Source organism: Patescibacteria group bacterium, assembly GCA_034660655.1.
Classification (GTDB): domain Bacteria; phylum Patescibacteriota; class Patescibacteriia; order JAACEG01; family JAACEG01; genus JAACEG01.
Window position 1 is genome coordinate 1 of sequence record JAYEJU010000037.1, and the last position, 25,161, is coordinate 25,161.

Genomic DNA, 25,161 nt, shown 5'->3' on the forward strand with positions numbered 1-25,161 from the left:
ATTATACAATTTAATTTATCAAGAGTGCAGTAAGGGACTTAGCCCGACGACCTGCCAGCAACCCCGAAAATTATTTTCGGAAGGTGCTAATTCTAAGCCCGAAAGGGAAAGATAAAAATTATTTTTTTAAAATCTTTCTCTTTTCGGGAAAGATTTTTTAAATATTAACAACAAAATTATGCTAGAAAAAATTAAAAACATTTCTGTAAAAACAATTTTTGAAATTATTACAATTTTAATTTATACATATTTTAATCTATATATAATAAAAACTATTATTAATATGGATTATTGGTGGTTATATATTATACAAAATAAAGAAGGTGTTATTTTTTTAAGTATTATCATGGGATTATTTTTAAATGCAGGATTAATTTTATATTATCTTCGTAAAAAATAATTAATTTAACAAATTATTATGGCAATATTTAATGTTTCAGAACTTAATCCAAAAATACGAGAAATGAAAACTTATTCTGATCCTGAAACTGGCTGTTATTCTTATAATGACCAGCAAGCTTTTGAATCTTGTAAACAAACTTATTATTTAAAAAAACAGAATGAGATTTTAAGTCAACAAGAGAATAATTTTGTACCTGAACGAAATAATATAGATCAAAAAGATATTGAATTAATGAAATCTCAAATAGAAACAATGCAACAAAAAATTGAGTTACAACAGAAAAAAATAATAGCAGCTAAAACTCAGCAAGATGTTCAAATCTCGCAAAAAGATAATATATTTTTTACAGATTTACAAAGTATGCTTGCCTTATGTTTATTAGTTATTTTAATTGTTGGATTCGTGGCTGGAATTTTATTCGCGAAAAAAATTATGAATAAATAATCTATGAAGGATTGTAGTTATAACAATTTTTTACCAATCATTGGAACTTTAATTGGAGTTATCGTTGGATTTTTATTATCAATTGTGTATGAAATTGTTAAAAATAAACTATCGGTCAAAAGAAAAAAAAGAGCTATCAGAAATGAATTAAATACCAATTTAGGATTAATCCCTCAAAAAATTGAGCATATAAAAAGTTTGAAAAAAACTCTTGAAAGGCAAAAAATTTTACCATGCCAAAATGTTCACTGTACAACATATCTTTATGATTTTTATATAGGAGATATTGGTATACAGCTGACTAAAGATGAGCGAGAGAATCTTCATGTGATATATGAGAGTATAAGAGTAGTCGATAAATTTTTAGACGATGTATTTATACAATTTATCAATTTTAGAATGTCAGGACAGATATCAAAACCTTTTGAATTCTATATCGGAATGTGTGAGGAATTAATCAATAGATGTAATTTGGTACAAAATTTAATTAAAGAATATCTCGACGGTAATCTAAGAAAAATTACGGGTAACAAATTTTAGTTTAATACCCCTAATTATTTATGAACAATAAACGCAATGAAAAATTAGAATGTGACCATTGGTTAAATTCTTGGTGGGCGGAGATTATAATTTCTTTAATAATTATTTACAGCGTTGTAATAAATATTTTTCAAGTTATATATTGAATAGTAATTATTTATCAAGAGTGCAGCGAGGGGCTTAGCCCGATGACCTGCCAGCAACCCCGAAAATTATTTTCGGAAGGTGCTAATTCTAAACCCGAGAGGGAAAGATAAAGAATAGTTTAATTTTATTAGAAGTCTTTCTCTTTTCGGGAAAGATTTTTTTAATTATCTAATATAAAATGTTATGAAAAATTTTTTCACTATCAAACAAAAAATCGCGGGGGGAATAAAAGAAAAAAAAATTTATGAAATCGACAGTAGTGAAATAAGCGATTACCTTTTATTAGGTAGAGCTTTGGGGATTAATATGGAGCATTGCCTTGATTTGGGCGCAAAACACAAAGAAAACTTTTTTGGAAGAGTTTCTGCATATAGAATTATAGAAGATTCTAAAACAAAAAAGATTTCTGCCGAAATCAAAAAAATTACGAGTAAAGATATGCAATATATATCAGTATGCTTTTACGAAAAATTGGATAAAAGCGAAAAATAAGCGTCGGCGAAGTTGAGTAAAATCAAAATTTTATATTATGCTAATCCTTGCCATACCTTGACAAATGTTTATTATTAAAATATAATGAAAACATAATAAAAGAATTAATTTTAAAATTATGATTACTTATAACATCTCTTTAAATAAAGAATTAGCGAAAATCGTTGATAAACAAATTAAATCAGGAAAATTTGCTAATCGCAGCGAATTTTTTCGCCAGCTTTTGCGGTCTGTGTTTTTGTCAAGAGAAAAGAATGATATTACCGACGATTTTATTTATAGAGAGCCGTATTATAGCGAATTAAAACAAAGAGTAAAAAATTTAGAAACAGAAAAAGAAAAATTTATAAAAAACAATAAAAAATAAAAAAATCACTTGATTTTATCAAGAGATTTTTTATTAGCTATTAAAAATTTTAAAACACCCTTTGTTTTTAATATTTTCAATTGTTGTAAAATTGATGCGGTCGCGCTTATTTTACAACAATTCAATTATTCATTTTTAAATATCAAAAAAAGACTTATCAAAAAAATTTACAATTTTTTAATCATATAAGTCCCTTCCAATTTATACCCTAATTTTCTATAATATTCTCTTACGCCTATTCCTGAAATTACAGCTATTTTTTTAAATCTTTTTTGCTTTGCGATTTCTTCGGCTTTCAACATCAAGCGTTTTCCTAATCCTTTGTGCTGAACCGCTGATTTACCTTTACTATTTTTAATTGGAACTATTTTTCCATAAGTATGAAGCTCGCGTATTATTGCTGAATTTTTTAGCTCTGGAAAATTATTATAAAATCCCCCTACGCCCTTCAGCATCAAGTGCGGAGCAGACTCTTTGTCGAAGGGGGAAATATTATTTTTAAAATTGGGGATTCTTAAGCGCAAAAAGGCGAATAAAATTTTCCTGTCTTTTGATTCAAAACTTAAAAAATATTCTGTTCCGTCTCCAGCTTGATATTTTTCAATAAACAATTTTAAATCATTTTGTTTTATTTCTCTATTTCTCGCTTCTCTGCAACGAATACATTTGCAAACAACGCCCTCGTCCAATAAACGTTTTTGCAGAACTTGTCTTAAATTAGAAATTTTATTTCCCGCTTCTATGGAAACAGTCGGGATATCGCGGATTAATCTAATAATCCTTACATAATAAGGAACAGCCTTTTTCATTTTTATTAATAAATTTTCTAATTGTTTATCTGCGTATGGCTTATATTTTCCACGTTTCCACCAGCCATATAATCGCGAACCTTTTACAACAGCGCATGGATAAATTTTTATTTGGTCAGGACGAAAATTTCTATTTGAAAAAATCTTTTTAAATAGTGCTAAATCTTTCGCAGGCGTTGACCCAGGCAAATTCGGCATCAGATGATAGCAAATTTTAAATCCAGCCTGCCTTAATAATTTAGTCGCTCTAATAATATCTTTTATATCACTGCCTCTTCTGTTTAATTTTAAAATTTTATCATCAATGGCTTGAACCCCAATTTCAACCCTTGTGCATCCTAAATTTCTAAAATTGATTATTTCTTTTTCATTTATATAATCAGGCCTTGTTTCTAAAGTTAAGCCCACTATTCTATATTTTGCTTTTTCATTTTTCTTCTGTTCTTTTATTAACTCTTTTTTTAATTCTTTAATTTTTAATTTCGAATAATTATTTCGTAATTCGTAATTCGTAATTCGTAATTCATTGTTATATTCATTAGCTGAACGAAAACATTCTTTAATAAACCAATATTGATATTTTTTGCTAAAAAACGACCAAGTACCTCCCATCACAATCAGTTCAATTTTTTCAACATTATGCCCGTTTGCTTCCAACGCTTTAATGCGGATTGAAACTTGTTTATAAGGATTAAAATTACAAATTATCGCGCGCATTACAGCGGGTTCATTTGAAAGATAACTTTTGGGAATATTTTTTTCAGTAGGGCAATAAACGCATTTGCCCGGGCAAGAATAAGATTTTGTTAAAACAGCAATCGGCGCCACGCCTGAAAGCGTTCTGATTTTTCTTTTTTTTAATATTTCTTTTATTTTGTCGCCTTGCTTATTGTTTAATTTATTGTATAATTTTAATAATTCAGCGTTTGAAATTTGTTTCATTTTTTTCTGATAAAAAAATTCTCTTTTCAAACGCAAAAACTCCTCATTGTTTTGAGGATTAGCTTGGATTATTTTTTTAACTATTTTTTTTACTTCCATATATAAATGATTATATTATAAGTTTTTTAAACATACAAATTTATAGCTATTAAATATAATTAATTTTGACTATTTTGAACCAAAATGTAAATTCAAGAATTTAATGCGCCACTTTTGACATTTTCAGTATTTTAAAACATAAATTCAGCAATAATCTCATTTGGCGTTTTATAATTTAAAATTTTTCTTGGCATGTTATTTAATAATTCTTGAATTTTATAAATATCTTTATCATTAATATTATCTAAATTTGTTTTTTTTTGGCAAATATTGCCTGATAAGTTTGTTAAAATTTTCATCTCCTCCTTTTTGCTAAGAACAATAAGGATCGCAGAAATAGGATTGGACATTGAAAATTTCTTTTGTTTTTTCATGATTCGCATTTTCAGTTCCATTATCTCTTGTTATAGTTTTAATAAGATTATAAGATAGCAAAGATTCAATTGTTTTCTAAATGGCTTGTTCTATTTTTTTAGCTGTTTTGTCTTCGCATTTATGGATTCTGCAAAACATGCTTTTTCTTTCATATTGCGTTGATAGGATATCTTTTTTTGTAAAAATCATACTGTCTGTTTCCCCAATCGCCAATTCTTTGTTTTTTTATCATAGGCAATAATTAACCTGCTCTCCAAGGTTTGGTTAACCAAATTAATGTTATTGCTTATGATAAATGATAAGTAAGAGTGGCGCAATAGGTTTTGAATGTAGTGACCAGTACACATTATTGACATTGTATTTTTAATATGATATTCTTTTATTTAGAAATACCAGTTAATCTAAAAAGGTCGAACTGGTCTAATATAGAAAATTTATTAAACTACTAAAAGAAATATATGGCAGATAAAACACCAGACCAAGAATTCGTGGAATACATTGTAAAAAACATCGTATCACATCCCGATGATGTAAAAACTGTAAGAACAGTAGACGAAATGGGAGTTCTTTTAACTCTTAAAATCAATCCTGAAGATATGGGTTTTGTTGTTGGACGGCAAGGGCAAACTGCTCGCGCTATCCGAACATTACTTAAAATCATCGGAGCTAAAGCAAACGCAAGAATCAACCTAAAAATTGAAGAGCCAGAAGGCGGAAGACGCCCAGCCCCAAGAAGAGAAGAAAAACCAGCTGAAAATGTTGACGCGGATATGGTTGATGACTTAAAAATCTAAATTTAGTTAGATTCACATAAAAAGTCGCGGTTGTAAAATCGCGACTTTTTTGATAGAATTATAATAATATGAAATTTAATATTCTTACAATTTTTCCTAATATTTTTGATTCCTATTTTTCAGAATCCATTTTAAAAAAAGCGCGAGATAAAAAGTTAATTAACATTAATATTGTTAATATCAGAAACTTTACAAATGATAAGCGCAAAACAGTTGATGATTCGCCTTATGGCGGAGGCGCTGGGATGATAATGAAAGTTGAGCCAATTTATAAAGCATTGCGATCATTAAAGAAAAAAAACAGGAAAAAAAGAAAAATTATTTTGTTAACTCCCACTGGAAAACAGTTTGACCAAAAAATAGCTAATAGATATTCTAAATTAGATGAGCTAACTTTTATTTGCGGACGATACGAGGGAATTGACGCCAGAATTGAAGAATTTACTGATGAAAAAATTTCTATCGGACCATATATATTAAATGGCGGAGAAATTGGAGCTATCACAATTATTGAAACAGTATCAAGATTAATCCCTAAAGTATTAGGCAATGAAAAATCTTTACAAGAAGAAACTTTTGCGTTAGAAAAAAAATCAAAAAAGTTTTTTATTGAATATCCGCAATATACGCGCCCTGAAATTTTTAAGATAAATAAAAAAAAATACAAAGCGCCAAAAATTTTGCTTTCTGGCGATCATAAAAAAATAGCAGAATGGAGAAATAAAAAATCTCGGCTCGTTGATCATTGATTGACATTTTAATAAAAAAAAGTTAATTTATTTTTATTATACGCGCCCATAGTTCAATGGATAGAACACCAGCCTTCTAAGCTGGTTATGGGGGTTCGATTCCCTCTGGGCGTACTGATATGGTGGCTATAGCTCAATGGTAGAGCACTGGTTTGTGGTACCAGTGATGAGGGTTCAATTCCCTCTAGCCACCCCAAATGAAAAAGCAAATCTTGTATTTTATGCTAACAAAAGTTATAAAAATAAATCCTAAAAACCCTGAAAAAGAAAAAATAAAAAATATAGTTAAAATTTTAAAAAAAGGAAAATTAGTCGCTTTTCCAACAGAAACAGTTTACGGACTTGGAGCTGACGCCTTAAATATTGACGCTGTAAAAAAAATATATTCTGTAAAAAAAAGACCTTTTAGCAAACCTCTGATAATTCATATCGCGAATAAAAAAGATGTTTATAAATTTGCCAAAAATATATCATCTGAAACAAAAATATTAATAAATAAATTCTGGCCAGGGCCATTAACTATTATATTTGAAAAAAAAGAAATAATTCCTGACATAATAACAACAAAAAAAATTGCCGTAAGAATGCCTAACAATAAAATAGCATTAGCGATTATTAAAAAATTTGGACATCCGATTACGGCGCCAAGCGCGAATATTTCAAAAAAGGCAAGCCTTATTGACGCTAAAAAAGTAATTGAAAATTTGTCAGGAAAAATAGAAGCAATTATTGACGGTGGAAAATCAAAAATCGGTGTAGAATCTACTATTATTGATTTAACCGAACATCAACTTATTCTATTACGACAAGGCGCGATCCCTTTTGAAAAAATTAAAAAGGTTTTAAAAAAATTTTATTAGTCTTTATCTTATTATACAAATTGTCAATAGACATTGAAAAATGTATAAACAAAAAACGAATAAATATTTATTCGTTTTTTTATTTGATAAAAATTTTTTTGAAATAACTGGTTATTATACAAACTTTTGATTTTTTAATAACAAAAATTTGTATGTTATATAAACTCGTGATATATTGAAATTAACTATTCATAATTATATAATAATATAATAATATTTTTTACGCAAATAAAAATATTTAAAAATTTATGACTTTTTTAGGAAAAATAATTTTTGGTTTAATCGGCATATGCATTGGATTTTTACTGGTTAAATATTCAAATTCAATCTGCCAAAATTTTGGCTCTGTATATTCAGCTGAAAAATATTTTGGTTCTTTTGGAGGAACGCGTTTAATGTGGAAATTTTTCGGCTCGTTAATAATTTTTATTTCTTTTTTGTTGATGACGGGACTTTTGGGCAAATTTATAACAACAATATTATCTCCATTTATGCCAAACTAACAATTTTTTTCTATTTTTAAAATAAAAAACGGTTTAAAACCGTTTTTTTTGTTTGTAAATTTTAAAAATTCTTGTAGATAATGTTAGTATGTGTAGATAGAATTCCTGCCTGCCGGCAGGCAGGGAACCATCGACATCCTATTTATCCCACACTAATTATATTTATATATTTATAAGATTTTGGTAGGTGTAGATGGAATTGAACCATCGACCCCCACGTTATAAGCGTGGTGCTCTAACCCCTGAGCTATACACCCAAAAATCACTTTAACACTTTAACCACACAAACACTTTAACATTTAAACAATTCAATCATTAGTCATTAATTTTCTATTTATAATCTCATTATACCACAAAAAACAGCAGGGGTTAATAAGCTATTTTTCTAACACACTTTTCAATTTTTCTACCATTTCTTTTTCAGCTTCTAACAAATGCTTTCTTGATGTGGTTAAAACTACCATTCCATTATCTTCTCGCGGACAATAAGCTGACAGAATAGAAAGAAGATCTATTTTATCTTTGTCTTTCAAAATTACCTTGATTTTATTATCCGCATCTTGAAAAAATAAAACTGCTAATTTTACTGTTGGCATATTTATTATCAAATCGTCTATGACTCCCCTCAGATAACTTTCATTAGTGTTTGTTTTCACAAAATCTTCATTAGTGACTAATGACCAAACCAATTTTCCGCTAACGTCTTCTTTCAACCTTGCTAAAATTCTGCCCCATAATTTTAAATTGTCAACTGAATAAACTTGATGCAAATTTTCAATTATTTTTTCTCTGTTCGCGCCCAATGCTATTAGCTCAGCTACGACAGTTAATGTCTTTGCAGTGACAGACATTGATTTAAAGCTATTTGTGCTGTCAATTATTCCTGCTAAAAGCAAATCAGCGATTTTTTCATTTATTTTTGAATCGTTTTTGTCTTTTTTTAACAAAAAGAAAATTATTTCAGCCGTGGAGCTGGCTGTTAATTCAACTAAATTAATTTGCCCAAATCGTTCATTGTTTGGAAGATGATCAATATTGATGATAGTAGTATTATAAAAAAAGTTGGCGTGATTTTCAAAAATTTTTCCCAAAGATTCTAAATCAGGAGAATTAATTGTAAAAATAAGATCATATTTTAATTCTGGCTCTTTCGCTGTTATATCGTTTTTTGAAAAATAACCGCTTTTAGGCTCAATGATAATATCAAGGGAATTTTCTTTTCTCTCATATCTTAAAGAGTCAACTTCTATTTTAGATGTGTCTAAGCTTATCACAAATTTTTTATCTTGCTGAAAACCAGACTTTATATCTTCTATATAAGGCAAAAAATTAAATTTGTCTTTTATTTTAAAATCATCGCAAATAACATCAACTGGCTTGCCAATGCTTTGCAAAAAATAAGACAAACTCAACGCCGAGCCAATGGTGTCTCCATTATAATTTTTGCGAAAAATAATTAAAATATTACTGCTTTTTTCTATGGCAGCAAATATTTGCTCTTTTGTTTCCAACATAATTTTGATTAAAACTAAAAAAATTTAACACGAATTTATTGCAACAATTATATTATAATATATAATTAGATTATAAAAGTCAAGGGTTATTTTATACTTGTAAAGGTTAAATAGAAATGTCCTATTTGGACATTTTAACGAATTTATTAGAATATTTAAATTTTGGCCAAAGATGATTTTTAGGCGGTATATATGGCTTTCTGTTTGTCGGCGTTTGCGCGATAACCCATTTTGTTTCTTAATTGTTTTTTTTAAGTCTCTCTGGCAATAATTTGTAATTAAGATATTTTCCCATAATCCTGAAATGAATAGTTTTATCCGTTCTTTCTTCAACAATGATTTTATCTTGTTTGCAAATTGTTGCTGGCTGGTTATTTCTTAGTTGGTAATAATTTTTTTTATGGCTTATTGTAAAATCATTTCTAACTGTTCTTTGATATTGTCTTGAGAATATAGAATCTAATTTGCTTGTTTCCTGTTTAGTTAATTTGGGTAAAGTTTGAAATTTCGGACTAAAAGTGATATGCTTTTAGTATGAAATTAAATTGTAAAAATTGTAATTCAAAAAGATTTTGGAAATTAAATGACAACCGATTTAAATGTAAAAAATGTTTTTTAAAATTTTCTCCTAATAAAAATAAAATTAAAATTTCCAATAAACTTTTAAAACAAATAATCTCAGAATTTGTTTTAGAACATTCCACTAATACTATTTTAGACAGAATTAATATTTCCAAATATAAATTATTAAAAATATTAACTTTGCTTAGAATAGAAATGACTAAGGATGTTCCAAAAATATTTGAAGGAATTGTGGAAGTCGATGAAACTTATCTTGGCGGGCAATGGAAAAATAAAAGGCTTGGTATTAAGAAAAAGGCTATATTACAAGGAAAAATAAACAAGCGAGGGTTGGGAATAATTAAACAACCAGCCTTTGGAATACTTTGCAAAAATGGAACTGTCTGGGCGGAAATTGTAAGTTGAGTTAAAAAAAAGATCTGCAACCAAGAATAGAAAAACAAGTTAAAAAAGGTTCAACAATTTGCTCCGACACTTGGAGAGGTTATACTGGAATTGCTCAAAAAGGATATGTCCATAGATTAGTAAATCATTCTAAAAACGAATACTCTAATAAACGAGGAAACCACATTAACGGGCTGGAAGGATTTTGGGGATATATGAAAAGAAAGCTGTCCGCGAGAGGCGGGGTTAGAAGGGAAAAACTGCATTTATTTTTGGGAGAATATGTCTGGAAATACAATCATAGAAAATTGAATTTTAAAGAGCGAGAAAACCTTTTATTTAAGCTAATAATTAAGTATTTTAAGTCCGAATAATCGAACTTAACCATAATATACTTATCCATATTGATTTTATATTTAGTTAATTAAATAACTAAATATCTTACCACATTAGATAGGACATTTCTATTTCCCCTAAGTAGGACATTATCATATAATTTTCACAGGGTTATTTTATACTTATTTTAATATTCCATGAGCAATGATTTACAAAAATCAATAATTTCAACTTTGGTTTTTTTTGATATGTTTGATTATCCGTTAACAGAATTAGAAATTTGGAAATTTTTTTACAAAAATAATTCTTATAATAATTATTCTAATTTTTCTATATTTGATATTAAAAAAATTTTAAATAATGAATTATCAAATAAAATTAAAAACAAAAACGGATTTTATTTTTTGCAAGGAAGAGAGAATATCGTTGATATTAGAAATAAACGATATAATCAAAGTTTTTATAAATTTCAAAAAGCAAAAAAAGCCAGCAGAATTTTTTCATTGCTTCCTTTTATCAAAATGATTGGCATAGGAAATTTTATGCCGTCTAATAATACAAAAAAAGAAAGCGACATTGATTTTTTTATTGTTGTTAAAAAAAATAGAATCTGGATATCAAGATTTTTCTGTGTTTTAATTTCTCAACTACTTGGCTGGCGACCGACTAAAAAAAATAAAGAGGATAAAATATGCCTTAGTTTTTTTGTTACTGAAAAAAATCTTGCTTTGCGAAATATCGCGATCGCTAATGAAAAAATCAATGACATTTATCTCTGTTGTTGGATAGCAACACTTTATCCTATCTACAATAAAAACAAAACTTATGAAAATTTTATCAGCCAAAACAGCTGGGTAAAAAAATATCTGCCAAATTTTACTGAAATAATGCCAAGTCAAAAAAGAAAAATAAATCCTTGTTTTTTTTCTTTTATTTTTTTATTTTTAAACTTTAATTTTTTAGAAAAAATTGCAAAAAAGATCCAGCTAAAAATTATGCCTGAAAATTTAAAAAATCTTGCCAATAAAAGCGACGGCGTGATTGTCAATGACAATATTTTAAAATTCCACGATAATGACAAAAGAAAATATTATAGAAGTAAATTTTTAAACACCTATGAAAAAATTATTTGAATATTCGTTGTATCTTTTTATTTTTTTATTGCCGTTACAAACCTGTTTTATTATACGGAACGTAATTATTAACGGATACAAATGGCAATATGGAACAATTTGTTTTTATTTAAGCGACGCTGTTCTGATTGTTCTGCTTTTAAGCGGGCTTTATAATTTAATTTTAAAAATCAAAAAAAATCCTCCTTTAAAAACTTCCTGGCGAATGGCAATCACAGCAATTTTAGGACTGTTTATTTGCTATTCTTTTATTTCTGTTTTTTGGGCAATAGACAAACAGCTCGCGTGCTATTCAGCAATAAAGCTTGCCTCGGCAATAGCGCTTATTTTTATTATTCTTAATACAAGAATTAATTGGAAAAAAATACTGATTATTTTTATTCTATCAGCTGTTTTGCAAGCTGGATTAGGAATATGGCAATTTTCAAATCAAAAAACTTTTTCAAACAGCTGGCTTGGAATAAGCAGTTACGACCCAAGCGATGTCGGTGTGTCAGTAGTACAGACAACAGAACACAGGCGATGGTTGCGATCTTATGGTGGTTTTCAGCATCCTAATATTTTTAGCGGTTATCTGTCAATAGCCTTGCTTTCAGCAATAGGTCTTTATTTAAAAACACAAAAATCTGAAAAGAATTATCAGAATTTATTGCAAAATTCTTTTATTCTATTTAGCGTAATTATATTATTCACAGCGCTTTTAACATCTTTTTCCCGCGCGTCATGGCTTGCTCTTGCAATAGGATGCGCTAGTATATTCTTTTTTAAACTAATTAAAAAAGATAAAGATGATTTGTTTAGCCTTTTTAAAATCTTTCTGATTTTTATTCTGATTTCAGGAATACTTGGTTTTATTTTTAAAGAAGCTTTTATCGCCCGATTGTCAATGAATAATCGGCTGGAAGTGAAATCAATTACTGAACGAATTGATTATTCACTTCAAGCAAAAAATCTAATAAAAAATAATTTATTTTTTGGAGTTGGCGTTGGAAATTACACTTTGGCTAATTATCATAAAATAAATAAAGAATATCCTGCATGGTATTTCCAACCTGTTCACAATACTTATATTTTAATTCTTGTTGAATTAGGAATAATCGGCGCGACTCTGTTTTTAGCCCTTTTAATTTTATTGTTTTATAAATCTTTAAAATTAACGTCAATTATTTTTAAAAATAATAATTTTACCATTATATTTTTCAGCTGTCTGCTTTCTCTGTTTGTAATAATGTTTTTTGATCATTGGCTTTGGAGTTCTCATTTTGGCATATTGCTGTTTTGGCTTATATTTGGAATCTATCTAAAATTTTTAAACGCAAGTGAAATAAAAAATTAAAATAAAAAAAACCCGCTGACTTCACGCCAACGGGTTAAAACTCTTATAAATTATAATTTTGTCAATTCTTCTCGCGCGACTTTTCTATCATCCCATGGAATTTTTTTGCCGTTAGCCACGCAAATCGCTTGCTCACTTCCTTTGCCAGTGATCAAAACCAAATCGCCTTTTTTTGCCAAAAAAAAGGATTTTTTAATTGCTTCCCTTCTGTCTAAAATTTTAAAAAGATTTTTATTTAAAATTTTACCTTTTTCTATCGCGCCTTGAGACACATCATCTATGATTTTTTTTGGATCATCGTTATAAGGATCTTCATTTGTTACTATAATATAATCAGCGTTTTTACCGGCAATTTTTCCTAAAATAGGACGGCGCGCTATGTCTCTTCCGCCGCCGCAAGATCCCAAAATATGAATTATTTTATTTGTTTCTAAACTGTTTACAAATTTATATAATTGTTTTAAAGATTCTGGTTCAGGCGCGTAATCAACAATAATTTTGAAATCCTGTGCTTCGTCAATAATTTCCATTCTTCCTGGAATTTTTTTTATTTTTTCTAAAATATTTTTTATTTCATTTATATCCAATCTTTGGCTTAATCCAACCCCGATACTTGCTAAAGAATTGTAAATATTAAATTTACCTAACAATTTTAAATTAAAATTTTGGTCTTTTAATTCAAAGCTTAAACCTTGTTTTTTACATTCACAATTTTTAGCTAATAAATATTTATTAACTAATTCAAATTTTTTATTTTCTGGATTTAAAAAATAACCAATTTTCTGATCAACTTTAAAATCTAAAAAATCTTCGCAATGCTTGTCGTCTAAATTTGCCACAATTATTTTTTTGATTTTTTGATTATCTATTATTTTACGCTTTGATTTTTCCAAATGTTTGAATAGTTTAAGCTTTGCTTTTTTATAATTTTCAAATCCGCGATGCGCTTCAATGTGCTCAGGAGTTAAATTAGTAAAAACAAGAATATCATAATTTATTCCCAAATGCCGAAATTGTTTTATGCCTTCTGAAGAAGTTTCTATAACAGCGTATTTGCATTTTTTTTTAAACATTTGCGAAAGCATTTTTTGCAATTCGAACCTGCCAAGCATTGTCATTTTTTTATCATTAAGCCATTCTTTGTTGGCAATTTTAAAAAGCGTTGTGGAGGTTTCTCCTGTTTTTATTCCTTGTGCTTCTAAAATTTTGGCAATTAAATGAGTTGTTGTTGATTTTCCATTAGTTCCCGTAACTCCGATTACAATCAATTTATCGCTTGGACATCCATAAAAAAAATTAGCCGAATAACTCATAACTTTATGATAATAAGGCTGAAAAAATTTAAACACTGTTTTAGGAATAATTTTTTTAATCGCGATAAAAATTTTTTCCATATTAAAACAAAAATATTTTTATTTATTTTTTCCTATTTCTTTCAACGCTTCTTTAATTTTATTATCAATACCTTTAACTTCTTTTGGCAATGATTTAACTATCTGCTGTGAATTATATAAACTATATCCTAAATTAATTAAAGCATTAACAACATCTCCATCTTCATCAGAATATTTAATCTCTTTTAAATTTTCATCCCCAACAACAAGTGCTTTGTTTTTTAGTTCAACAATAATTCTATCGGCTGTTTTTTTTCCTAAGCCAGGAGCTTGGCTTAAAATTTCAGGACGATTACCAGCAATCGCTGATTTAACACTATTTACGCCGATAGAATCTAATAATGCCGAAGCTGATTTCGGACCAACGCCTGAAATAGAAATCAGTAAAATAAATAAATCCAACTGTTGCTTGTTTTCAAAACCGTATAATTTTATCGCGTCCTCTCTCCAATATTGATAAGTGAACATCTCTATTTCTTGCGTTTTTTTAATCCTGCTTAAAAAATTTTCGTGAAGCAAAATTTGATAACCAACATCGCCAGCCAATAAAATCACGGACTTTTCATCTTTTTCTATAACTGTTCCTTTTAAATAAGCTATCATAATTTAAAATTATTGATATTAGTTATACTCTTTTTTTATCCGTTTTTGGCAAAAAAGACAAAACAACAATTATTAAAATCGCCAACGGAATTGCCAAAATTGCGCCAAACATTCCTCCTACTTTAAATCCTGCCATTAAAGCAACAATGCTGATAATAGGATTAATTCCAACAACCTTTTGCATAATTTGCGGAACTAATACCATATTTTCAAATTGCTGGATAACAACATAAATAATAATAACAATCAAGGCGCTAACAGGAGATTGGAAAAGAGCTAAAAATACTGCTGGAATTGCTCCAATGATCGGGCCTAAATAAGGAATAAATTCTGTTAATCCAGCAATCAAAGCCAAAACAAGCGCATATTTTATTTTAAAGATAGATAATGCTGTAAAGGTTAAAACAAAAATAATCAGACTTAATAACATCTGCGCCCTTGCCCAATCCCCTAGCTTGTCTTTGATTTTATTTGACAATTTTACAAAATCTTTTCTATATTTTAATGGAATTATATTTTGCGCCATATTGTTAATAAAAGATTTTTCTATTAACATATAAAAACTAATTACTAAAATTATGAAGAAAGACGCGAATCCTCCAAAAATTCCAGCTATGATTGATACAATACCCTTAATCCCGCCTCCAATACCCGCGCTTAATACATCTAAATTATTCTGAACATTTTCTTTAATTCCGTATTTATTATAATATTCTTCTAATTGCGAAAAATTTGCAAAAGCTTTGTCTAAATAATGCGGAAAAATTTTAATTAAATCACCGACTTGGCTGATAATAATTGGAACAAGAAGAATAAAAACTGAAATTATAATAATAAATAAAAATAGATAAATAATAGCAACACCAGCTGGACGCGGTATATTATAAGACTGCATTTTATTCACTATTGGATTAAACGCCGCAAAAAGAATAAACGAAATAAAAAGCACTAATACAATATTAGACGCTAAATACAAAAAATAAAAAAGTAGAAAAAAAATTGCGATTTTTACGATTGAAGCAGTTGATATGCTTAATTCGTTTTTTGTTAAATTTGACATAAAATTAATTTAAAATATTAGACTTATTATTTAATAATGTTAAAGTAAAAAAAACAATAAAAATTTCTAATTAAAACCCTATGAAAAAATATATTTCTAAAAGCGAAAAACAGACTCTGTTTTTCGCTAAAAATTTTGCTAAAAAATTAAAAGGCGGTGATGTTATATCGCTAATTGGAAATTTAGGAAGCGGGAAAACAGTATTTACAAAAGGGGTAGCAAAAGCGTTAAATATTAAAGAGCGCGTATCCAGCCCTACTTTTAATATAATCAAAATTTACAATATACCGCGAACAACAGGCAAAAAAATTAACGCTAAATATTTATACCACATTGACGCTTACCGTTTAAAAAATTCAAAAGATTTAATAAATTTAGGGATTGATGAAATGTTATCATCTAAAAAAACAATTACAATCATTGAATGGGCTGATAAAGTAAAAAATATTCTGCCCAAAAATAATATCTCTATACAATTTCAAACAACTAATAATAAAAATGAAAGAATAATAATTATACGCAATCGCTAACCAATTTGGTAACATTTTTAACAGCTTTGGTTGGATAGCTTAAATTGAAAATTGAAAATTTTATAATTCTACTTTGAAACCCTAAACACTTCTTCAACTGTTGTTATACCCTTAATAGCTTTCAAAATTCCGTCTTGAGCCATGGTTACCATTCCTTTATTAATAGCTGTTTCCTGCATTTTAGCTTCAGAAATATTTTTATCAGATAAAACTATATCTTTCATATCTTTATTAAAGTCAATAATTTCAAAAATTCCAATTCTGCCTTTATATCCGATGTTTCCGCATTTATCGCACCCATTGCCTTTGTAAAAATCAATTTCGTTTAATTTATTTAAATTTATTTTTTCTCGCAACTGTTTTGTGGATTGAGTAAAAATATTTTTAATTTGTTCTATTGTTTTATCATCTATTTTTATTTTTTCTTTGCAATGCGGGCAAATCCTCCGAACTAATCTTTGCGCCATTATAGTATTTAAAGCCGGCACTAACAAAAAATCCTTTACCCCCATAGACAAAAGCCTGGCAATCGCACCAGAGGCGCTGTTTGTATGAACAGTGCTTAAAACCAGATGCCCTGTCAGAGCTGATTGAATGGCAGTATCAGCTGTGTCAATATCGCGAATCTCGCCAACCATTATAATATCAGGATCCTGCCTTACAAGAGAACGGATTGCTTTAGTAAATGTATAACCGCTGTCTGAATTAACACTGCTTTGGTTAATGCCTTCCAAACGATATTCAATAGGATCTTCAATGGTTATAATTTTAATTCCTTCCTTATTTAGTTTGGTTAAAATAGAATATAAAGTTGTAGTTTTTCCAGAGCCGGTGGGTCCTGTATTTAATATCATTCCATTTGGGCTTTTTACGCCTTTTTCTAAAATTTTAGAAGATTCGTCGCTCAAGCCAAGCTCTTTGATGGTCAACATCTCACGTGAAAACATTAAAATTCTAATCGCGACGCTCTCGCCAAAAGCAGTGGGAAGGGTGGAAATTCTAATATCGATCTGTTCTTTATCTATAAAAACTGTAAATCTTCCATCTTGAGGTTTATCATTAACATTAATCTTAAGCCCTGACACTAATTTGATTCTTGATATTAAAATTTTCCATTTTTCTTTTGGTAAAACAGTCACATCATGCAAAATCCCATCAATTCTAAATCTAACTTTAACACTATCTTTTTCAGCTTCAATATGAATATCAGAAGCATCAATATTTATCGCAACACCCAATAATAAATTAACAACATCTGTTAAAGAAATTTTTTTAATTTTATCAGTTATATCTTTAAAATTTTTGATATCTTTAAATTTTTTTAAATCTTTTCCTATTATCCGCACGCCATCATCTTTCTTTTTCTCTTCCGGCAATTTGGCATATCCATTAAATGCCATAATAAAACTATTCTCTGAAATTAAATAAACAACTATTTTTTTATTAAAAAAAATATCTTTTATTTTAGCAATAAAATCTTGAACTTTTTTTTCTTTTGGATTAACAACGCCTAACCGTAGCTGCCTGTCGCCATAAAAAAAACAGACCATTTTATATTTTTCAGCATCAGCTTTGCTAATTATTTTTAAAGCGTCTTGAGAGATAGGAAAGCCAAACAAATTTATATAAGCAAAATTAAACTCTTTTGCGTCGCTTTTTATAAATTCTTCCTTCTCTTTCACGTCAATCTCTTTAATTTTAACATTAAAATCATCTATAGTTTCATCACTAGCAAGTTGAACTTTTTTTCTGTTTGTTATATCGCTCATAATTTTATTATTTTTTAAATTTACTGGCTAAATTTACCATAACACTTTTCCCTGTCCTCTTGTTATTATTTAAATGTATAAACATTAGTGTCCACACAGAATAATTATAGGAAACTAACATAGATATAAAAAATAAAATCAATAAAACTATAAAGCAAGGAATAAATATAAAATAAAAATTAAAGCTAACCCAGCTTGACATATAAAGACTAAAACTGCCTAAGGACGTTAAAGGAATCAACAAAATTATAGCCACTAATATCATTATATATTTAAAAATAGAGTTAATTATAAACAAAAAAAACGCCATCTCAAAATTTACAAGACAATTTTTATAAAATAAAATTGCTCCATCTTTAATAGAAATTATTGGATTTTTGCCTTTTAAAACAACAAAAGCCAAAGAATATTTCATTATTAAAGAACAAATTACTAAAATAATAGTAATTATAATTGAAAAAATAAAAGACCAAATCGCAATAATTGACGACTCAGCAACAAATGCTAAAACGCTAAATGTTGCCAATAAAAATGATAAAGTCCATATTATATATTTTTCAATAATATTCAAACTTAAAATCCGCCAAAAATTTCCGCGCCCTATGGATAATCCGCTGGGAATATCTATTTTTTCTTTTTTATTTAATTTAAAAACAGAATAAACCAATCCTCCTTGGGCTATAACTGAAATAAAAATCAGAATAATGGATATAAATATAATCAGAAAAAACATAAAAACAATCATAAAAAATGAAAACCAATCAGAAATTACCGCATTTTTTATATTGCTAAAAAATGAATTGCTAAAAATTCCAATATCAACAAGGCTAAAAATAATACCGTCTTGTTTGAAAATTCCAGAAAAAGAGCTTGAAGTAAAATTATACCAGACCCCACCGCCAAAAATAAACGAGAATAGCCCGAAGAACCATAAAAGTTTATTGCGCCAAACTAATTTCCAAGAATCAATCAAGATTCTTAAATAAAAAATGTTTTGTTTAATCATAAATTTTTTCCTCCTAAATTAAATTTGTTATTTAAATTAATTATACCACAAATCTATTATTTATTATTAATTTATAATTTAATTATATCAATCCACTTAAAAACTTATCAGCGCTGATTATTCTGATATTATCCTGTAAAAAATCAACACCTGATTCTTTCACAACTTGATATGAAAACGGGATATTTAGTTTTTTGCTAAAATATTTTAAATGTTTGGAAACTTGTTTGTCAGACGATTTTGCTTCAACTGCTATCCATGGTTTTTTGTTCACTGTTATTAAAAAATCAACTTCTCTTCCTTCTATGTCCCGCAAAAAACGCAAATCAGTTTTATATCCTTCGTTATCATATAAAAAATGCGACATTTTTAAAAGATGCGAAGCAATTATATTTTCAAAACGCGAATCAATATTTTCAACTTGAGACCAATCCCATAAATACATTTTGGGCTCTTTTCGCAATGTTTTTATTAAGCTGGCTGAAAACGGATAAATTCTAAAATGATAATAAAATCTTTCTAAAATATCCACCCATAAAGAAACTGTTTTATGCGTTACTTGCAAATATTCCCGCAAAGAATTCAAAGACAAAAGCGATCCGACTTTTTCTTGTAAAATATCAACTAAAACTTGCAAAGATGACAAATCGCGCACCTGCTCTACATCTCTGATGTCCTCTTTCACCAACCTGTCTAACCGCTCATTGTGAAAACGGCGCAATGTTCTTTTGTCTTTTTTAATAAACGGTTCTGGGAATCCTCCAAAATTTAACAAGTCTTTAAAATTTTTTTCTATGTTTTTAACATCTGGAAAAAATATTTCTTTAAATATTTTTAAATCTGGCTTTAATTGTAAAACTTCAGCAACTGAAAAAGGATGAAGCCGAAAATAACGATACCTGCCCATTAAAGAATCACCGCCCTTGCGATACAAATCAAGCCGCGCGCTTCCAGTGACTAAAATATTAAACTTGTCTTTATATTTATCAAACTCGCCTTTTAGATAATTTTTCCATTGTTTGTATTTATGAATCTCGTCAAAAATAATCAATGCGGATTCTGCTTCAAATTTTCCCCGCAAAATTATTTTTCTGTCTTCGCGATTATCCCAATTAAGATAAGTGTATTTTTTATAATCCTTATCTCCAATATATTTGGCCAAAGTTGTTTTGCCGACTTGCCTTGGTCCGCCAATAAAAACCATTTTTTCTTTTAAATCAGAGGCTACGGAAGAATGCAAATATCTTTTTTTAATCATAATATTTTATTTTATTATTATTCATAAATATTATACCATAGTCTAAAAAAAACGCAAGAATTTTCTACTTGGGTCAAAACTATCGGATTTTGTAAAATTCCATTATTCGCTTAATTTTTTATTTTTAATCATCTTAATATCCCTTGCTTCAATTTTCTTAATATGTTTTTCTGGTTTTAAATTTTCTGGCATAGTTCCACCAATTTCTTTAATGGTACTTCTTACTTTATTTCCTACATCAAAATGAGTCACATTAGCTTTTTCTTCTCCTGAAATTTTTTCTTTAATAATTTTTTCATCAGTCTGGGTAATACGAAATAAATTAGCCGCTAGTTCAGTAGAACCAGCCCTGTCCAAAATATTATCTTTGCCAATTCCTTTTTTTATTTTTATATCATCTGCTGTTAAGCCGTATAAACCTAAATATCCATAATTATTAAATTTGCCGAAATTACTTACGCCTGCTTTTTGCGCTGTTTTAAATAATTTTTTATTATGGTCTTTAACTTCTTTTCTAACAAATAATCTTTTTCTATCTTTATCCATTTGCTGAAATATTTCCTGCTTTCTAGTCTGTATCGCAAAATATGTCTGAGCTGTCGCAATTTCCTGCTTTCTTGGATCGCCATTTTGGGCGATTAAATAACAGGCATATCTTGAAAGATGATAATCTTCTATTTTTCTAATCGCTTCTTTTGCTGTATCTTTAGCGATTTTTATCATTTTGAGTGCGTACACAAAATGATCCTTTACTTCTTGTTCTGAGCTTTCGCAAGCAATCTTAGCTTTTTTAATTGCATTTTCAAAATCACGCCAATTTTTATACCCCAAAAGAGGCATCAATTCTCGCGCTTCCCAATATTCCACGCCTTGCTTATTTATTTTTTTAATACTTTCAAAATTTTTATTCGGTCCTAATAATGTTATTTCTCTTGGCATAGTTTTATTTTCTGAATCTATTTTTTATTGTTATTTTGTCCATACTTATTTATAAACTTTTATAATATCTTTCAATCTTTTTAGCCATTAATTTTCGACGCATCTCTAAAAATTCAAAATAATCATCAATATTCATATTAAATATTTCTTCAGGAATACAATGCTTTTCTAAATTTGTTTTTAAATCATTCATATTCATTATACCACCGTATTTTAATTTTTCTCCATTACATTGTTTTATTATTTCTTTAAAATATTCGCTTGGCGCTTTTTTACCTATTCTAATATTAACTTCTGTTTGTGTATATACAAAATTGGCAATTTGGTTATAATCGCTTCTAGATTTGTATTTTGTTTTTAAATATTCTTTTGGAAAAATATGATGAATATCACCACGATGACTTATCATATTATCTACTGTAATATCTGTTGAAAGAAATCCTTTATCCCTATTTTTAACTTGAGACGCAAAAAATACATTAAGATAGGGACTATTAACCGTTGCCCTATCTAAATTACTCACTAACCCAACACTCCAAAAAATATCTGATAATTCAGCATCTTCTATAGACTGCAAATACCCGCTAACCCCTTTGTTAGAAATATTTTTAATATCAAAATCAAATTTTGACTCAGGAGATCCTGAATATCTACCTGTTAGTAATGACATCACAAACCATTTTTGAACATATTTTTCTATTAACGCGCTTTCTTGTTTCTTGCTCTTTAAGTTTAAGATAAAGAATATAAGCAAAATTTAAAGCATTTTGTGAGCGGATTAAACTTCTGCTAATAAAACCACAAGACTTGATTATCATTACAAATCTCTCAAAATTAGTTTTATTTATAAAACATAAAACACCTGCCTTTAATTTTTGAAATGATTCTTCCATTATTTCCTGATCAAATGACTTGGTTATGAAATTTCTGCCTGAAAGCAAGCTAACTAATTCACTCATTTTCCCTCGCTCAAACTCTTTAGTAAAACTAACCCTTAAGATATCAGAATAATCAGGATCATAAAGATCATCATTAATATTTTTTAACCAAGCAATTTTTTGTAGATATAATGTATTATTGCTAAATTCTTTATCATTTTCTTCAATATTTTTATAAAATTTTGGCTCTTTGGCTAAATGCGCAAAATAATCAATACACTTTCTTAAATTAACTCCAAATTTATCTTCCGTATCATAAGAAGCAATTTTTGACATAGCAAAATCTGCTTGGCTCAGCACTACTCCTTTTGAATTGATACGAATAAAAATTTCCGTAACTGTTTCTATATCTAAACCTGCCTCTAGATCAATGAAACCAACTTGCTTATTTTTTATTTCTAACAAGCGAGTAATATTTTGTTCAATTAAATCTTTTCTAACATCAGGATTTTTTTGGCAATATTCATTAACAGCTCTGATTAAAGTTCCTTCCTTGCTCATTAATTCAGAAATGTCGTGAATCCATTTAGCGTCTCTTTGTATTGCCGGCGTTAAAGTGGCAAATTTCTCTATAATTGGATTAAAAGCAATATATATTCTTTTTTCTTTATAATCTTGATCAACAATTTTTTCTCCCAAAATAGTTGCCCTTAATGCTGTAATCCTTTGTTGACCATCTATTAAAATTTTTTTGCCTGCTGATAAACCACCATCTTTTAAACACACATCTGGATTTTTCCAAGAAATAATATATCCGATAGGATAACCGCGATAAAGTGAATCCATTAAATCTCTTACTTTTATTGTATTCCAAACAAATGGTCGCTGAATTTCTGGGATAGCAATTTCTTTTGATTGCACCCAATTTAAAATATTGCTAATTAAATATTGATTTACACTATATTTTTGCATAATCTAAAAAATTTAATTTTTTTATTTACCCTTTATTATTACAATATTTGATCCTTAAATAATTACATTATTTTGAGGTTCAATTATCGTTAAAAATTTATCAGACATTGAACATAACTTATAAACACCAAAAATAAAAAATATTAATAATATTAACCCAGTGATAATTTGTTTTTTATTTTTTTCTAAATTGGTTTTTTCCCAAAGATACCAAATGGCTATAGACGGAACTGTTAAATACCATATCCAAAAAGATAATAAAATTATTATTATTAAATAAATTATTTTGATTATATTTTTTTGTTTTTTCTTTATGACCATTTTATGTCTTAATTTTTCTTCCTCGGATATATATTTTTCAAAAGTAATAATCACTTTATCCTTATTGTGACCAGCCAATAAAACTAATGGCATAAAAATACAAAATAAACAACATCCTTTCCCCCCTTTATATCTCCCAGCTTCCGTAATTCTACTTTTTTCTTTCCAGCCGTATTTTTCCATTTCTAAAATTTTTTTAGCCATTTCTTTCTGTCCTCTTTGCGTAATTTCAAATGTTAAAGTTTTAATAATTTTATATTTTTCTTTTGCTTCTTTTTTCTTCTTTTGAATATTCAGCATACTTCCACAGTGCTTACATTTAATAGCTTCAACATTAATTTATTCAGCGCAAAACGGACATTTTTTAGTATTTTCTTCAGACATAATTTTATATAATCCTAAATAATAAAATTTTATAGTTTAAAATATAATCAATAATTTTATTATGGCAAACTTTCGCACACTACGCCATCATCATCTGCGTCTAATTTATGAATATCGCTTCCAACTTTTTTAATGCAACAATCATAAACAGATTGAGCTTCTACTTGAGTTGAATAATCAGAGCAATTATAAAGATTGCCGCTGCAATCACATTCTGTAATAATTATCACTTCCTCATTATTATTGGCGCTATTCTCTGGATCATAATTCTCGCATACTCCATCAGCCCAAAGACCATTTTTATTTTCTCTTGCAAATTGCTCTGCTTGCTTAAATTCGTTTTGATATTTATATGGCAAAAAATAAGTGTATTCGTAAGCATAACCATCGTTAATCATCAGCTTGTTAAAATTTGTTCCATCTTCTAAAAATACATATCTTAACAATCTATTATATTTATCTCTTTCTCCTTGCGTATCATCACTTTCTAATTTTACTTTTTTCCCAGTCAATAAATTTTTTGCTTTATTTGACGCTTCTATACCAAAACATTCTACTGTTTTAGTTGGATGAACAGTTTCAGGAGTATCAATTCCTATAAGTCGCAATGTTTCATTATTGCCATCTATATCTACAGTTATTGTATCGCCGTCAATAACTTTAATTACAGAATAATATTTTTCAATAAAAACAAAATTTGAATTATTTGATATTTTAATTTGTTCAAGATTATCATTATTTATTCCAAGCCCCAAATTTCTCATTACTTGAAAAGCGTCCGCTGGTCTGCCCAAAAAATACATTTTTAAATCAATTGGATTAACATAATACGCTTTTCCGCTGTCTTCAATTTTAAGCAAAATCTTGCCAGATAATCTTTTTGGCGCGACATTATTGAAAGAATCAAAATCTTTATTTGAAATCCCCAATCCTAACTCCCGCATTGCATTAAATGCGTCTGCTGGACGACCTAAAAAATATCTACTTGAATTATCAGGGTTGATATACCACACCTCGCCATTAGATTCAACTTGCAATAAAATTCTCCCTTTTAATCTATCTGTTAAATTTTCAGCACTTGAAAAATCAGCAGGAATTAACCCAAAAACAAAAATTAAAATTGATAAAATTATAAACTGTTTTTTCATAAAATTAAAAACTATTTTAAAATCATTTTTGTTATAATACTAATTATAATTTTAACTATTTTATCTTTTTAAAATCTAAACGAGTCAATT

At 28.2% G+C, this 25,161-nt stretch carries 28 protein-coding genes, 3 tRNA genes and 2 riboswitches; of the genes, 15 read left to right on the forward strand and 16 right to left on the reverse strand.

Features of this window, described 5'->3' with window-relative positions; genetic code table 11:
* The first annotated feature begins 12 nt into the window (after positions 1-12).
* Positions 13-118, forward strand: a riboswitch (SAM riboswitch).
* A 60-nt stretch (positions 119-178) separates the two neighbouring features.
* The 6 genes from U9O55_02605 to U9O55_02630 all read left to right on the forward strand — a co-directional run bounded on the left by U9O55_02605 (position 179) and on the right by U9O55_02630 (position 2,393).
* Positions 179-400 (forward strand): hypothetical protein, encoded by a 222-nt coding sequence (locus U9O55_02605; protein MEA2088705.1) that lies wholly within the window; start codon positions 179-181, stop codon positions 398-400.
* A gap of 18 nt (positions 401-418) precedes the next feature.
* A complete protein-coding gene (locus U9O55_02610) occupies positions 419-847 on the forward strand; it encodes a hypothetical protein (GenBank protein ID MEA2088706.1) in 429 nt (142 codons plus the stop codon).
* Positions 848-850: 3 nt separating this feature from the next.
* Positions 851-1,387, forward strand: coding sequence for a hypothetical protein (locus U9O55_02615; protein MEA2088707.1), 537 nt, complete (start codon positions 851-853; stop codon positions 1,385-1,387).
* A 20-nt stretch (positions 1,388-1,407) separates the two neighbouring features.
* Positions 1,408-1,533, forward strand: a complete 126-nt coding sequence (locus tag U9O55_02620) for a hypothetical protein (protein MEA2088708.1) — start codon at positions 1,408-1,410, stop codon at positions 1,531-1,533.
* A gap of 8 nt (positions 1,534-1,541) precedes the next feature.
* Positions 1,542-1,647: riboswitch (SAM riboswitch) on the forward strand.
* 70 nt (positions 1,648-1,717) lie between these two features.
* The gene (locus tag U9O55_02625) at positions 1,718-2,026 is read left to right on the forward strand and encodes a hypothetical protein (GenBank protein ID MEA2088709.1); all 309 of its coding nucleotides are present in this window, start codon (positions 1,718-1,720) and stop codon (positions 2,024-2,026) included.
* Between the two features lie 118 nt (positions 2,027-2,144).
* On the forward strand, positions 2,145-2,393 hold the full coding sequence (locus tag U9O55_02630; protein ID MEA2088710.1) for a ribbon-helix-helix domain-containing protein: 249 nt from the start codon (positions 2,145-2,147) through the stop codon (positions 2,391-2,393).
* A gap of 167 nt (positions 2,394-2,560) precedes the next feature.
* Here the strand turns inward: U9O55_02630 and U9O55_02635 are convergent, their stop codons facing one another.
* The gene (locus tag U9O55_02635; GenBank protein MEA2088711.1) at positions 2,561-4,243 is read right to left on the reverse strand and encodes a tRNA uridine(34) 5-carboxymethylaminomethyl modification radical SAM/GNAT enzyme Elp3; all 1,683 of its coding nucleotides are present in this window, start codon (positions 4,241-4,243) and stop codon (positions 2,561-2,563) included.
* A 131-nt stretch (positions 4,244-4,374) separates the two neighbouring features.
* On the reverse strand, positions 4,375-4,617 hold the full coding sequence (locus U9O55_02640) for a hypothetical protein (GenBank protein MEA2088712.1): 243 nt from the start codon (positions 4,615-4,617) through the stop codon (positions 4,375-4,377).
* Positions 4,618-5,076: 459 nt separating this feature from the next.
* Here U9O55_02640 and U9O55_02645 point away from each other — a divergent pair, with 459 nt between their 5' ends.
* The 5 genes from U9O55_02645 to U9O55_02665 all read left to right on the forward strand — a co-directional run bounded on the left by U9O55_02645 (position 5,077) and on the right by U9O55_02665 (position 7,021).
* Positions 5,077-5,412: a KH domain-containing protein gene (locus U9O55_02645; GenBank protein ID MEA2088713.1), complete on the forward strand. Its 336-nt coding sequence runs from the start codon at positions 5,077-5,079 to the stop codon at positions 5,410-5,412.
* A 68-nt stretch (positions 5,413-5,480) separates the two neighbouring features.
* A complete protein-coding gene (gene trmD, locus U9O55_02650) occupies positions 5,481-6,161 on the forward strand; it encodes a tRNA (guanosine(37)-N1)-methyltransferase TrmD (GenBank protein MEA2088714.1) in 681 nt (226 codons plus the stop codon).
* A gap of 42 nt (positions 6,162-6,203) precedes the next feature.
* Positions 6,204-6,275: transfer RNA gene (locus U9O55_02655), tRNA-Arg, on the forward strand.
* A gap of 8 nt (positions 6,276-6,283) precedes the next feature.
* Positions 6,284-6,357, forward strand: a tRNA-His gene (locus tag U9O55_02660).
* A gap of 25 nt (positions 6,358-6,382) precedes the next feature.
* Positions 6,383-7,021, forward strand: a complete 639-nt coding sequence (locus tag U9O55_02665; GenBank protein ID MEA2088715.1) for an L-threonylcarbamoyladenylate synthase — start codon at positions 6,383-6,385, stop codon at positions 7,019-7,021.
* Between the two features lie 238 nt (positions 7,022-7,259).
* Here U9O55_02665 and U9O55_02670 read toward each other — a convergent pair whose 3' ends face one another.
* The 3 genes from U9O55_02670 to U9O55_02680 form a co-directional block, all read right to left on the reverse strand.
* Positions 7,260-7,484 carry a hypothetical protein gene (locus U9O55_02670; GenBank protein ID MEA2088716.1) on the reverse strand — a complete coding sequence of 75 codons (225 nt, stop codon included), beginning with the start codon at positions 7,482-7,484 and terminating at the stop codon, positions 7,260-7,262.
* A 221-nt stretch (positions 7,485-7,705) separates the two neighbouring features.
* Positions 7,706-7,781 (reverse strand) — tRNA-Ile (locus tag U9O55_02675).
* 120 nt (positions 7,782-7,901) lie between these two features.
* Positions 7,902-9,038 carry a DHH family phosphoesterase gene (locus U9O55_02680; GenBank protein ID MEA2088717.1) on the reverse strand — a complete coding sequence of 379 codons (1,137 nt, stop codon included), beginning with the start codon at positions 9,036-9,038 and terminating at the stop codon, positions 7,902-7,904.
* Positions 9,039-9,572: 534 nt separating this feature from the next.
* Here U9O55_02680 and U9O55_02685 point away from each other — a divergent pair.
* The 3 genes from U9O55_02685 (at position 9,573) to U9O55_02695 (ending at position 12,809) form a co-directional block, all read left to right on the forward strand.
* Positions 9,573-10,025, forward strand: coding sequence for a hypothetical protein (locus U9O55_02685; GenBank protein ID MEA2088718.1), 453 nt, complete (start codon positions 9,573-9,575; stop codon positions 10,023-10,025).
* 512 nt (positions 10,026-10,537) lie between these two features.
* Positions 10,538-11,473, forward strand: a complete 936-nt coding sequence (locus U9O55_02690; protein MEA2088719.1) for a hypothetical protein — start codon at positions 10,538-10,540, stop codon at positions 11,471-11,473.
* Positions 11,457-12,809, forward strand: a complete 1,353-nt coding sequence (locus tag U9O55_02695) for an O-antigen ligase family protein (protein ID MEA2088720.1) — start codon at positions 11,457-11,459, stop codon at positions 12,807-12,809. Before U9O55_02690 ends, U9O55_02695 begins: the two co-directional genes overlap by 17 nt.
* 50 nt (positions 12,810-12,859) lie before the next feature.
* Here the strand turns inward: U9O55_02695 and U9O55_02700 are convergent, their stop codons facing one another.
* The 3 genes from U9O55_02700 to U9O55_02710 are packed head-to-tail and all read right to left on the reverse strand — an operon-like array spanning position 12,860 to position 15,866.
* Positions 12,860-14,203, reverse strand: coding sequence for a UDP-N-acetylmuramoyl-L-alanyl-D-glutamate--2,6-diaminopimelate ligase (locus U9O55_02700; GenBank protein ID MEA2088721.1), 1,344 nt, complete (start codon positions 14,201-14,203; stop codon positions 12,860-12,862).
* An 18-nt stretch (positions 14,204-14,221) separates the two neighbouring features.
* On the reverse strand, positions 14,222-14,806 hold the full coding sequence (ruvA, locus tag U9O55_02705) for a Holliday junction branch migration protein RuvA (GenBank protein ID MEA2088722.1): 585 nt from the start codon (positions 14,804-14,806) through the stop codon (positions 14,222-14,224).
* A 22-nt stretch (positions 14,807-14,828) separates the two neighbouring features.
* Positions 14,829-15,866 carry an AI-2E family transporter gene (locus U9O55_02710; GenBank protein ID MEA2088723.1) on the reverse strand — a complete coding sequence of 346 codons (1,038 nt, stop codon included), beginning with the start codon at positions 15,864-15,866 and terminating at the stop codon, positions 14,829-14,831.
* Positions 15,867-15,946: 80 nt separating this feature from the next.
* Here U9O55_02710 and tsaE point away from each other — a divergent pair, with 80 nt between their 5' ends.
* Complete coding sequence (gene tsaE / locus U9O55_02715) at positions 15,947-16,396, forward strand: tRNA (adenosine(37)-N6)-threonylcarbamoyltransferase complex ATPase subunit type 1 TsaE (protein MEA2088724.1); 450 nt, start codon at positions 15,947-15,949, stop codon at positions 16,394-16,396.
* Between the two features lie 68 nt (positions 16,397-16,464).
* Here tsaE and U9O55_02720 read toward each other — a convergent pair whose 3' ends face one another.
* From U9O55_02720 to U9O55_02755, 8 genes are all read right to left on the reverse strand, one after another.
* The gene (locus tag U9O55_02720) at positions 16,465-18,165 is read right to left on the reverse strand and encodes a GspE/PulE family protein (protein ID MEA2088725.1); all 1,701 of its coding nucleotides are present in this window, start codon (positions 18,163-18,165) and stop codon (positions 16,465-16,467) included.
* A gap of 7 nt (positions 18,166-18,172) precedes the next feature.
* Complete coding sequence (locus U9O55_02725) at positions 18,173-19,171, reverse strand: hypothetical protein (protein ID MEA2088726.1); 999 nt, start codon at positions 19,169-19,171, stop codon at positions 18,173-18,175.
* Positions 19,172-19,253: 82 nt separating this feature from the next.
* Positions 19,254-20,429, reverse strand: coding sequence for an ATP-binding protein (locus tag U9O55_02730; GenBank protein ID MEA2088727.1), 1,176 nt, complete (start codon positions 20,427-20,429; stop codon positions 19,254-19,256).
* A 102-nt stretch (positions 20,430-20,531) separates the two neighbouring features.
* Positions 20,532-21,368 (reverse strand): DNA damage-inducible protein D, encoded by an 837-nt coding sequence (gene dinD, locus U9O55_02735; protein MEA2088728.1) that lies wholly within the window; start codon positions 21,366-21,368, stop codon positions 20,532-20,534.
* A gap of 49 nt (positions 21,369-21,417) precedes the next feature.
* Positions 21,418-22,038 (reverse strand): hypothetical protein, encoded by a 621-nt coding sequence (locus tag U9O55_02740; protein MEA2088729.1) that lies wholly within the window; start codon positions 22,036-22,038, stop codon positions 21,418-21,420.
* Positions 22,019-23,218 carry a DUF262 domain-containing protein gene (locus U9O55_02745; GenBank protein ID MEA2088730.1) on the reverse strand — a complete coding sequence of 400 codons (1,200 nt, stop codon included), beginning with the start codon at positions 23,216-23,218 and terminating at the stop codon, positions 22,019-22,021. The genes U9O55_02740 and U9O55_02745 overlap by 20 nt, the downstream gene beginning before the upstream one ends.
* A gap of 54 nt (positions 23,219-23,272) precedes the next feature.
* Positions 23,273-23,839, reverse strand: a complete 567-nt coding sequence (locus tag U9O55_02750; protein MEA2088731.1) for a hypothetical protein — start codon at positions 23,837-23,839, stop codon at positions 23,273-23,275.
* A gap of 143 nt (positions 23,840-23,982) precedes the next feature.
* Positions 23,983-25,071 carry a thermonuclease family protein gene (locus tag U9O55_02755; protein MEA2088732.1) on the reverse strand — a complete coding sequence of 363 codons (1,089 nt, stop codon included), beginning with the start codon at positions 25,069-25,071 and terminating at the stop codon, positions 23,983-23,985.
* Positions 25,072-25,161 lie beyond the last annotated feature (90 nt).

Excerpts from the sequence above, each read along its gene's own strand:
- U9O55_02695 (MEA2088720.1), top strand. The coding sequence starts at position 11,457 with ATGAAAAAATTATTTGAATATTCGTTGTATCTTTTTATTTTTTTATTG.
- trmD (MEA2088714.1), top strand. The coding sequence starts at position 5,481 with ATGAAATTTAATATTCTTACAATTTTTCCTAATATTTTTGATTCCTAT.
- U9O55_02740 (MEA2088729.1), bottom strand. The coding sequence starts at position 22,038 with ATGTCATTACTAACAGGTAGATATTCAGGATCTCCTGAGTCAAAATTT.
- U9O55_02630 (MEA2088710.1), top strand. The coding sequence starts at position 2,145 with ATGATTACTTATAACATCTCTTTAAATAAAGAATTAGCGAAAATCGTT.
- U9O55_02710 (MEA2088723.1), bottom strand. The coding sequence starts at position 15,866 with ATGTCAAATTTAACAAAAAACGAATTAAGCATATCAACTGCTTCAATC.
- U9O55_02730 (MEA2088727.1), bottom strand. The coding sequence starts at position 20,429 with ATGATTAAAAAAAGATATTTGCATTCTTCCGTAGCCTCTGATTTAAAA.
- U9O55_02605 (MEA2088705.1), top strand. The coding sequence starts at position 179 with ATGCTAGAAAAAATTAAAAACATTTCTGTAAAAACAATTTTTGAAATT.
- dinD (MEA2088728.1), bottom strand. The coding sequence starts at position 21,368 with ATGCCAAGAGAAATAACATTATTAGGACCGAATAAAAATTTTGAAAGT.
- U9O55_02610 (MEA2088706.1), top strand. The coding sequence starts at position 419 with ATGGCAATATTTAATGTTTCAGAACTTAATCCAAAAATACGAGAAATG.
- U9O55_02615 (MEA2088707.1), top strand. The coding sequence starts at position 851 with ATGAAGGATTGTAGTTATAACAATTTTTTACCAATCATTGGAACTTTA.
- tsaE (MEA2088724.1), top strand. The coding sequence starts at position 15,947 with ATGAAAAAATATATTTCTAAAAGCGAAAAACAGACTCTGTTTTTCGCT.
- U9O55_02745 (MEA2088730.1), bottom strand. The coding sequence starts at position 23,218 with ATGCAAAAATATAGTGTAAATCAATATTTAATTAGCAATATTTTAAAT.
- U9O55_02720 (MEA2088725.1), bottom strand. The coding sequence starts at position 18,165 with ATGAGCGATATAACAAACAGAAAAAAAGTTCAACTTGCTAGTGATGAA.
- U9O55_02680 (MEA2088717.1), bottom strand. The coding sequence starts at position 9,038 with ATGTTGGAAACAAAAGAGCAAATATTTGCTGCCATAGAAAAAAGCAGT.
- U9O55_02750 (MEA2088731.1), bottom strand. The coding sequence starts at position 23,839 with ATGCTGAATATTCAAAAGAAGAAAAAAGAAGCAAAAGAAAAATATAAA.
- U9O55_02640 (MEA2088712.1), bottom strand. The coding sequence starts at position 4,617 with ATGAAAAAACAAAAGAAATTTTCAATGTCCAATCCTATTTCTGCGATC.
- U9O55_02635 (MEA2088711.1), bottom strand. The coding sequence starts at position 4,243 with ATGGAAGTAAAAAAAATAGTTAAAAAAATAATCCAAGCTAATCCTCAA.
- U9O55_02755 (MEA2088732.1), bottom strand. The coding sequence starts at position 25,071 with ATGAAAAAACAGTTTATAATTTTATCAATTTTAATTTTTGTTTTTGGG.
- U9O55_02645 (MEA2088713.1), top strand. The coding sequence starts at position 5,077 with ATGGCAGATAAAACACCAGACCAAGAATTCGTGGAATACATTGTAAAA.
- U9O55_02700 (MEA2088721.1), bottom strand. The coding sequence starts at position 14,203 with ATGGAAAAAATTTTTATCGCGATTAAAAAAATTATTCCTAAAACAGTG.
- U9O55_02725 (MEA2088726.1), bottom strand. The coding sequence starts at position 19,171 with ATGATTAAACAAAACATTTTTTATTTAAGAATCTTGATTGATTCTTGG.
- U9O55_02665 (MEA2088715.1), top strand. The coding sequence starts at position 6,383 with ATGCTAACAAAAGTTATAAAAATAAATCCTAAAAACCCTGAAAAAGAA.
- U9O55_02690 (MEA2088719.1), top strand. The coding sequence starts at position 10,538 with ATGAGCAATGATTTACAAAAATCAATAATTTCAACTTTGGTTTTTTTT.
- U9O55_02685 (MEA2088718.1), top strand. The coding sequence starts at position 9,573 with ATGAAATTAAATTGTAAAAATTGTAATTCAAAAAGATTTTGGAAATTA.
- U9O55_02620 (MEA2088708.1), top strand. The coding sequence starts at position 1,408 with ATGAACAATAAACGCAATGAAAAATTAGAATGTGACCATTGGTTAAAT.
- ruvA (MEA2088722.1), bottom strand. The coding sequence starts at position 14,806 with ATGATAGCTTATTTAAAAGGAACAGTTATAGAAAAAGATGAAAAGTCC.
- U9O55_02625 (MEA2088709.1), top strand. The coding sequence starts at position 1,718 with ATGAAAAATTTTTTCACTATCAAACAAAAAATCGCGGGGGGAATAAAA.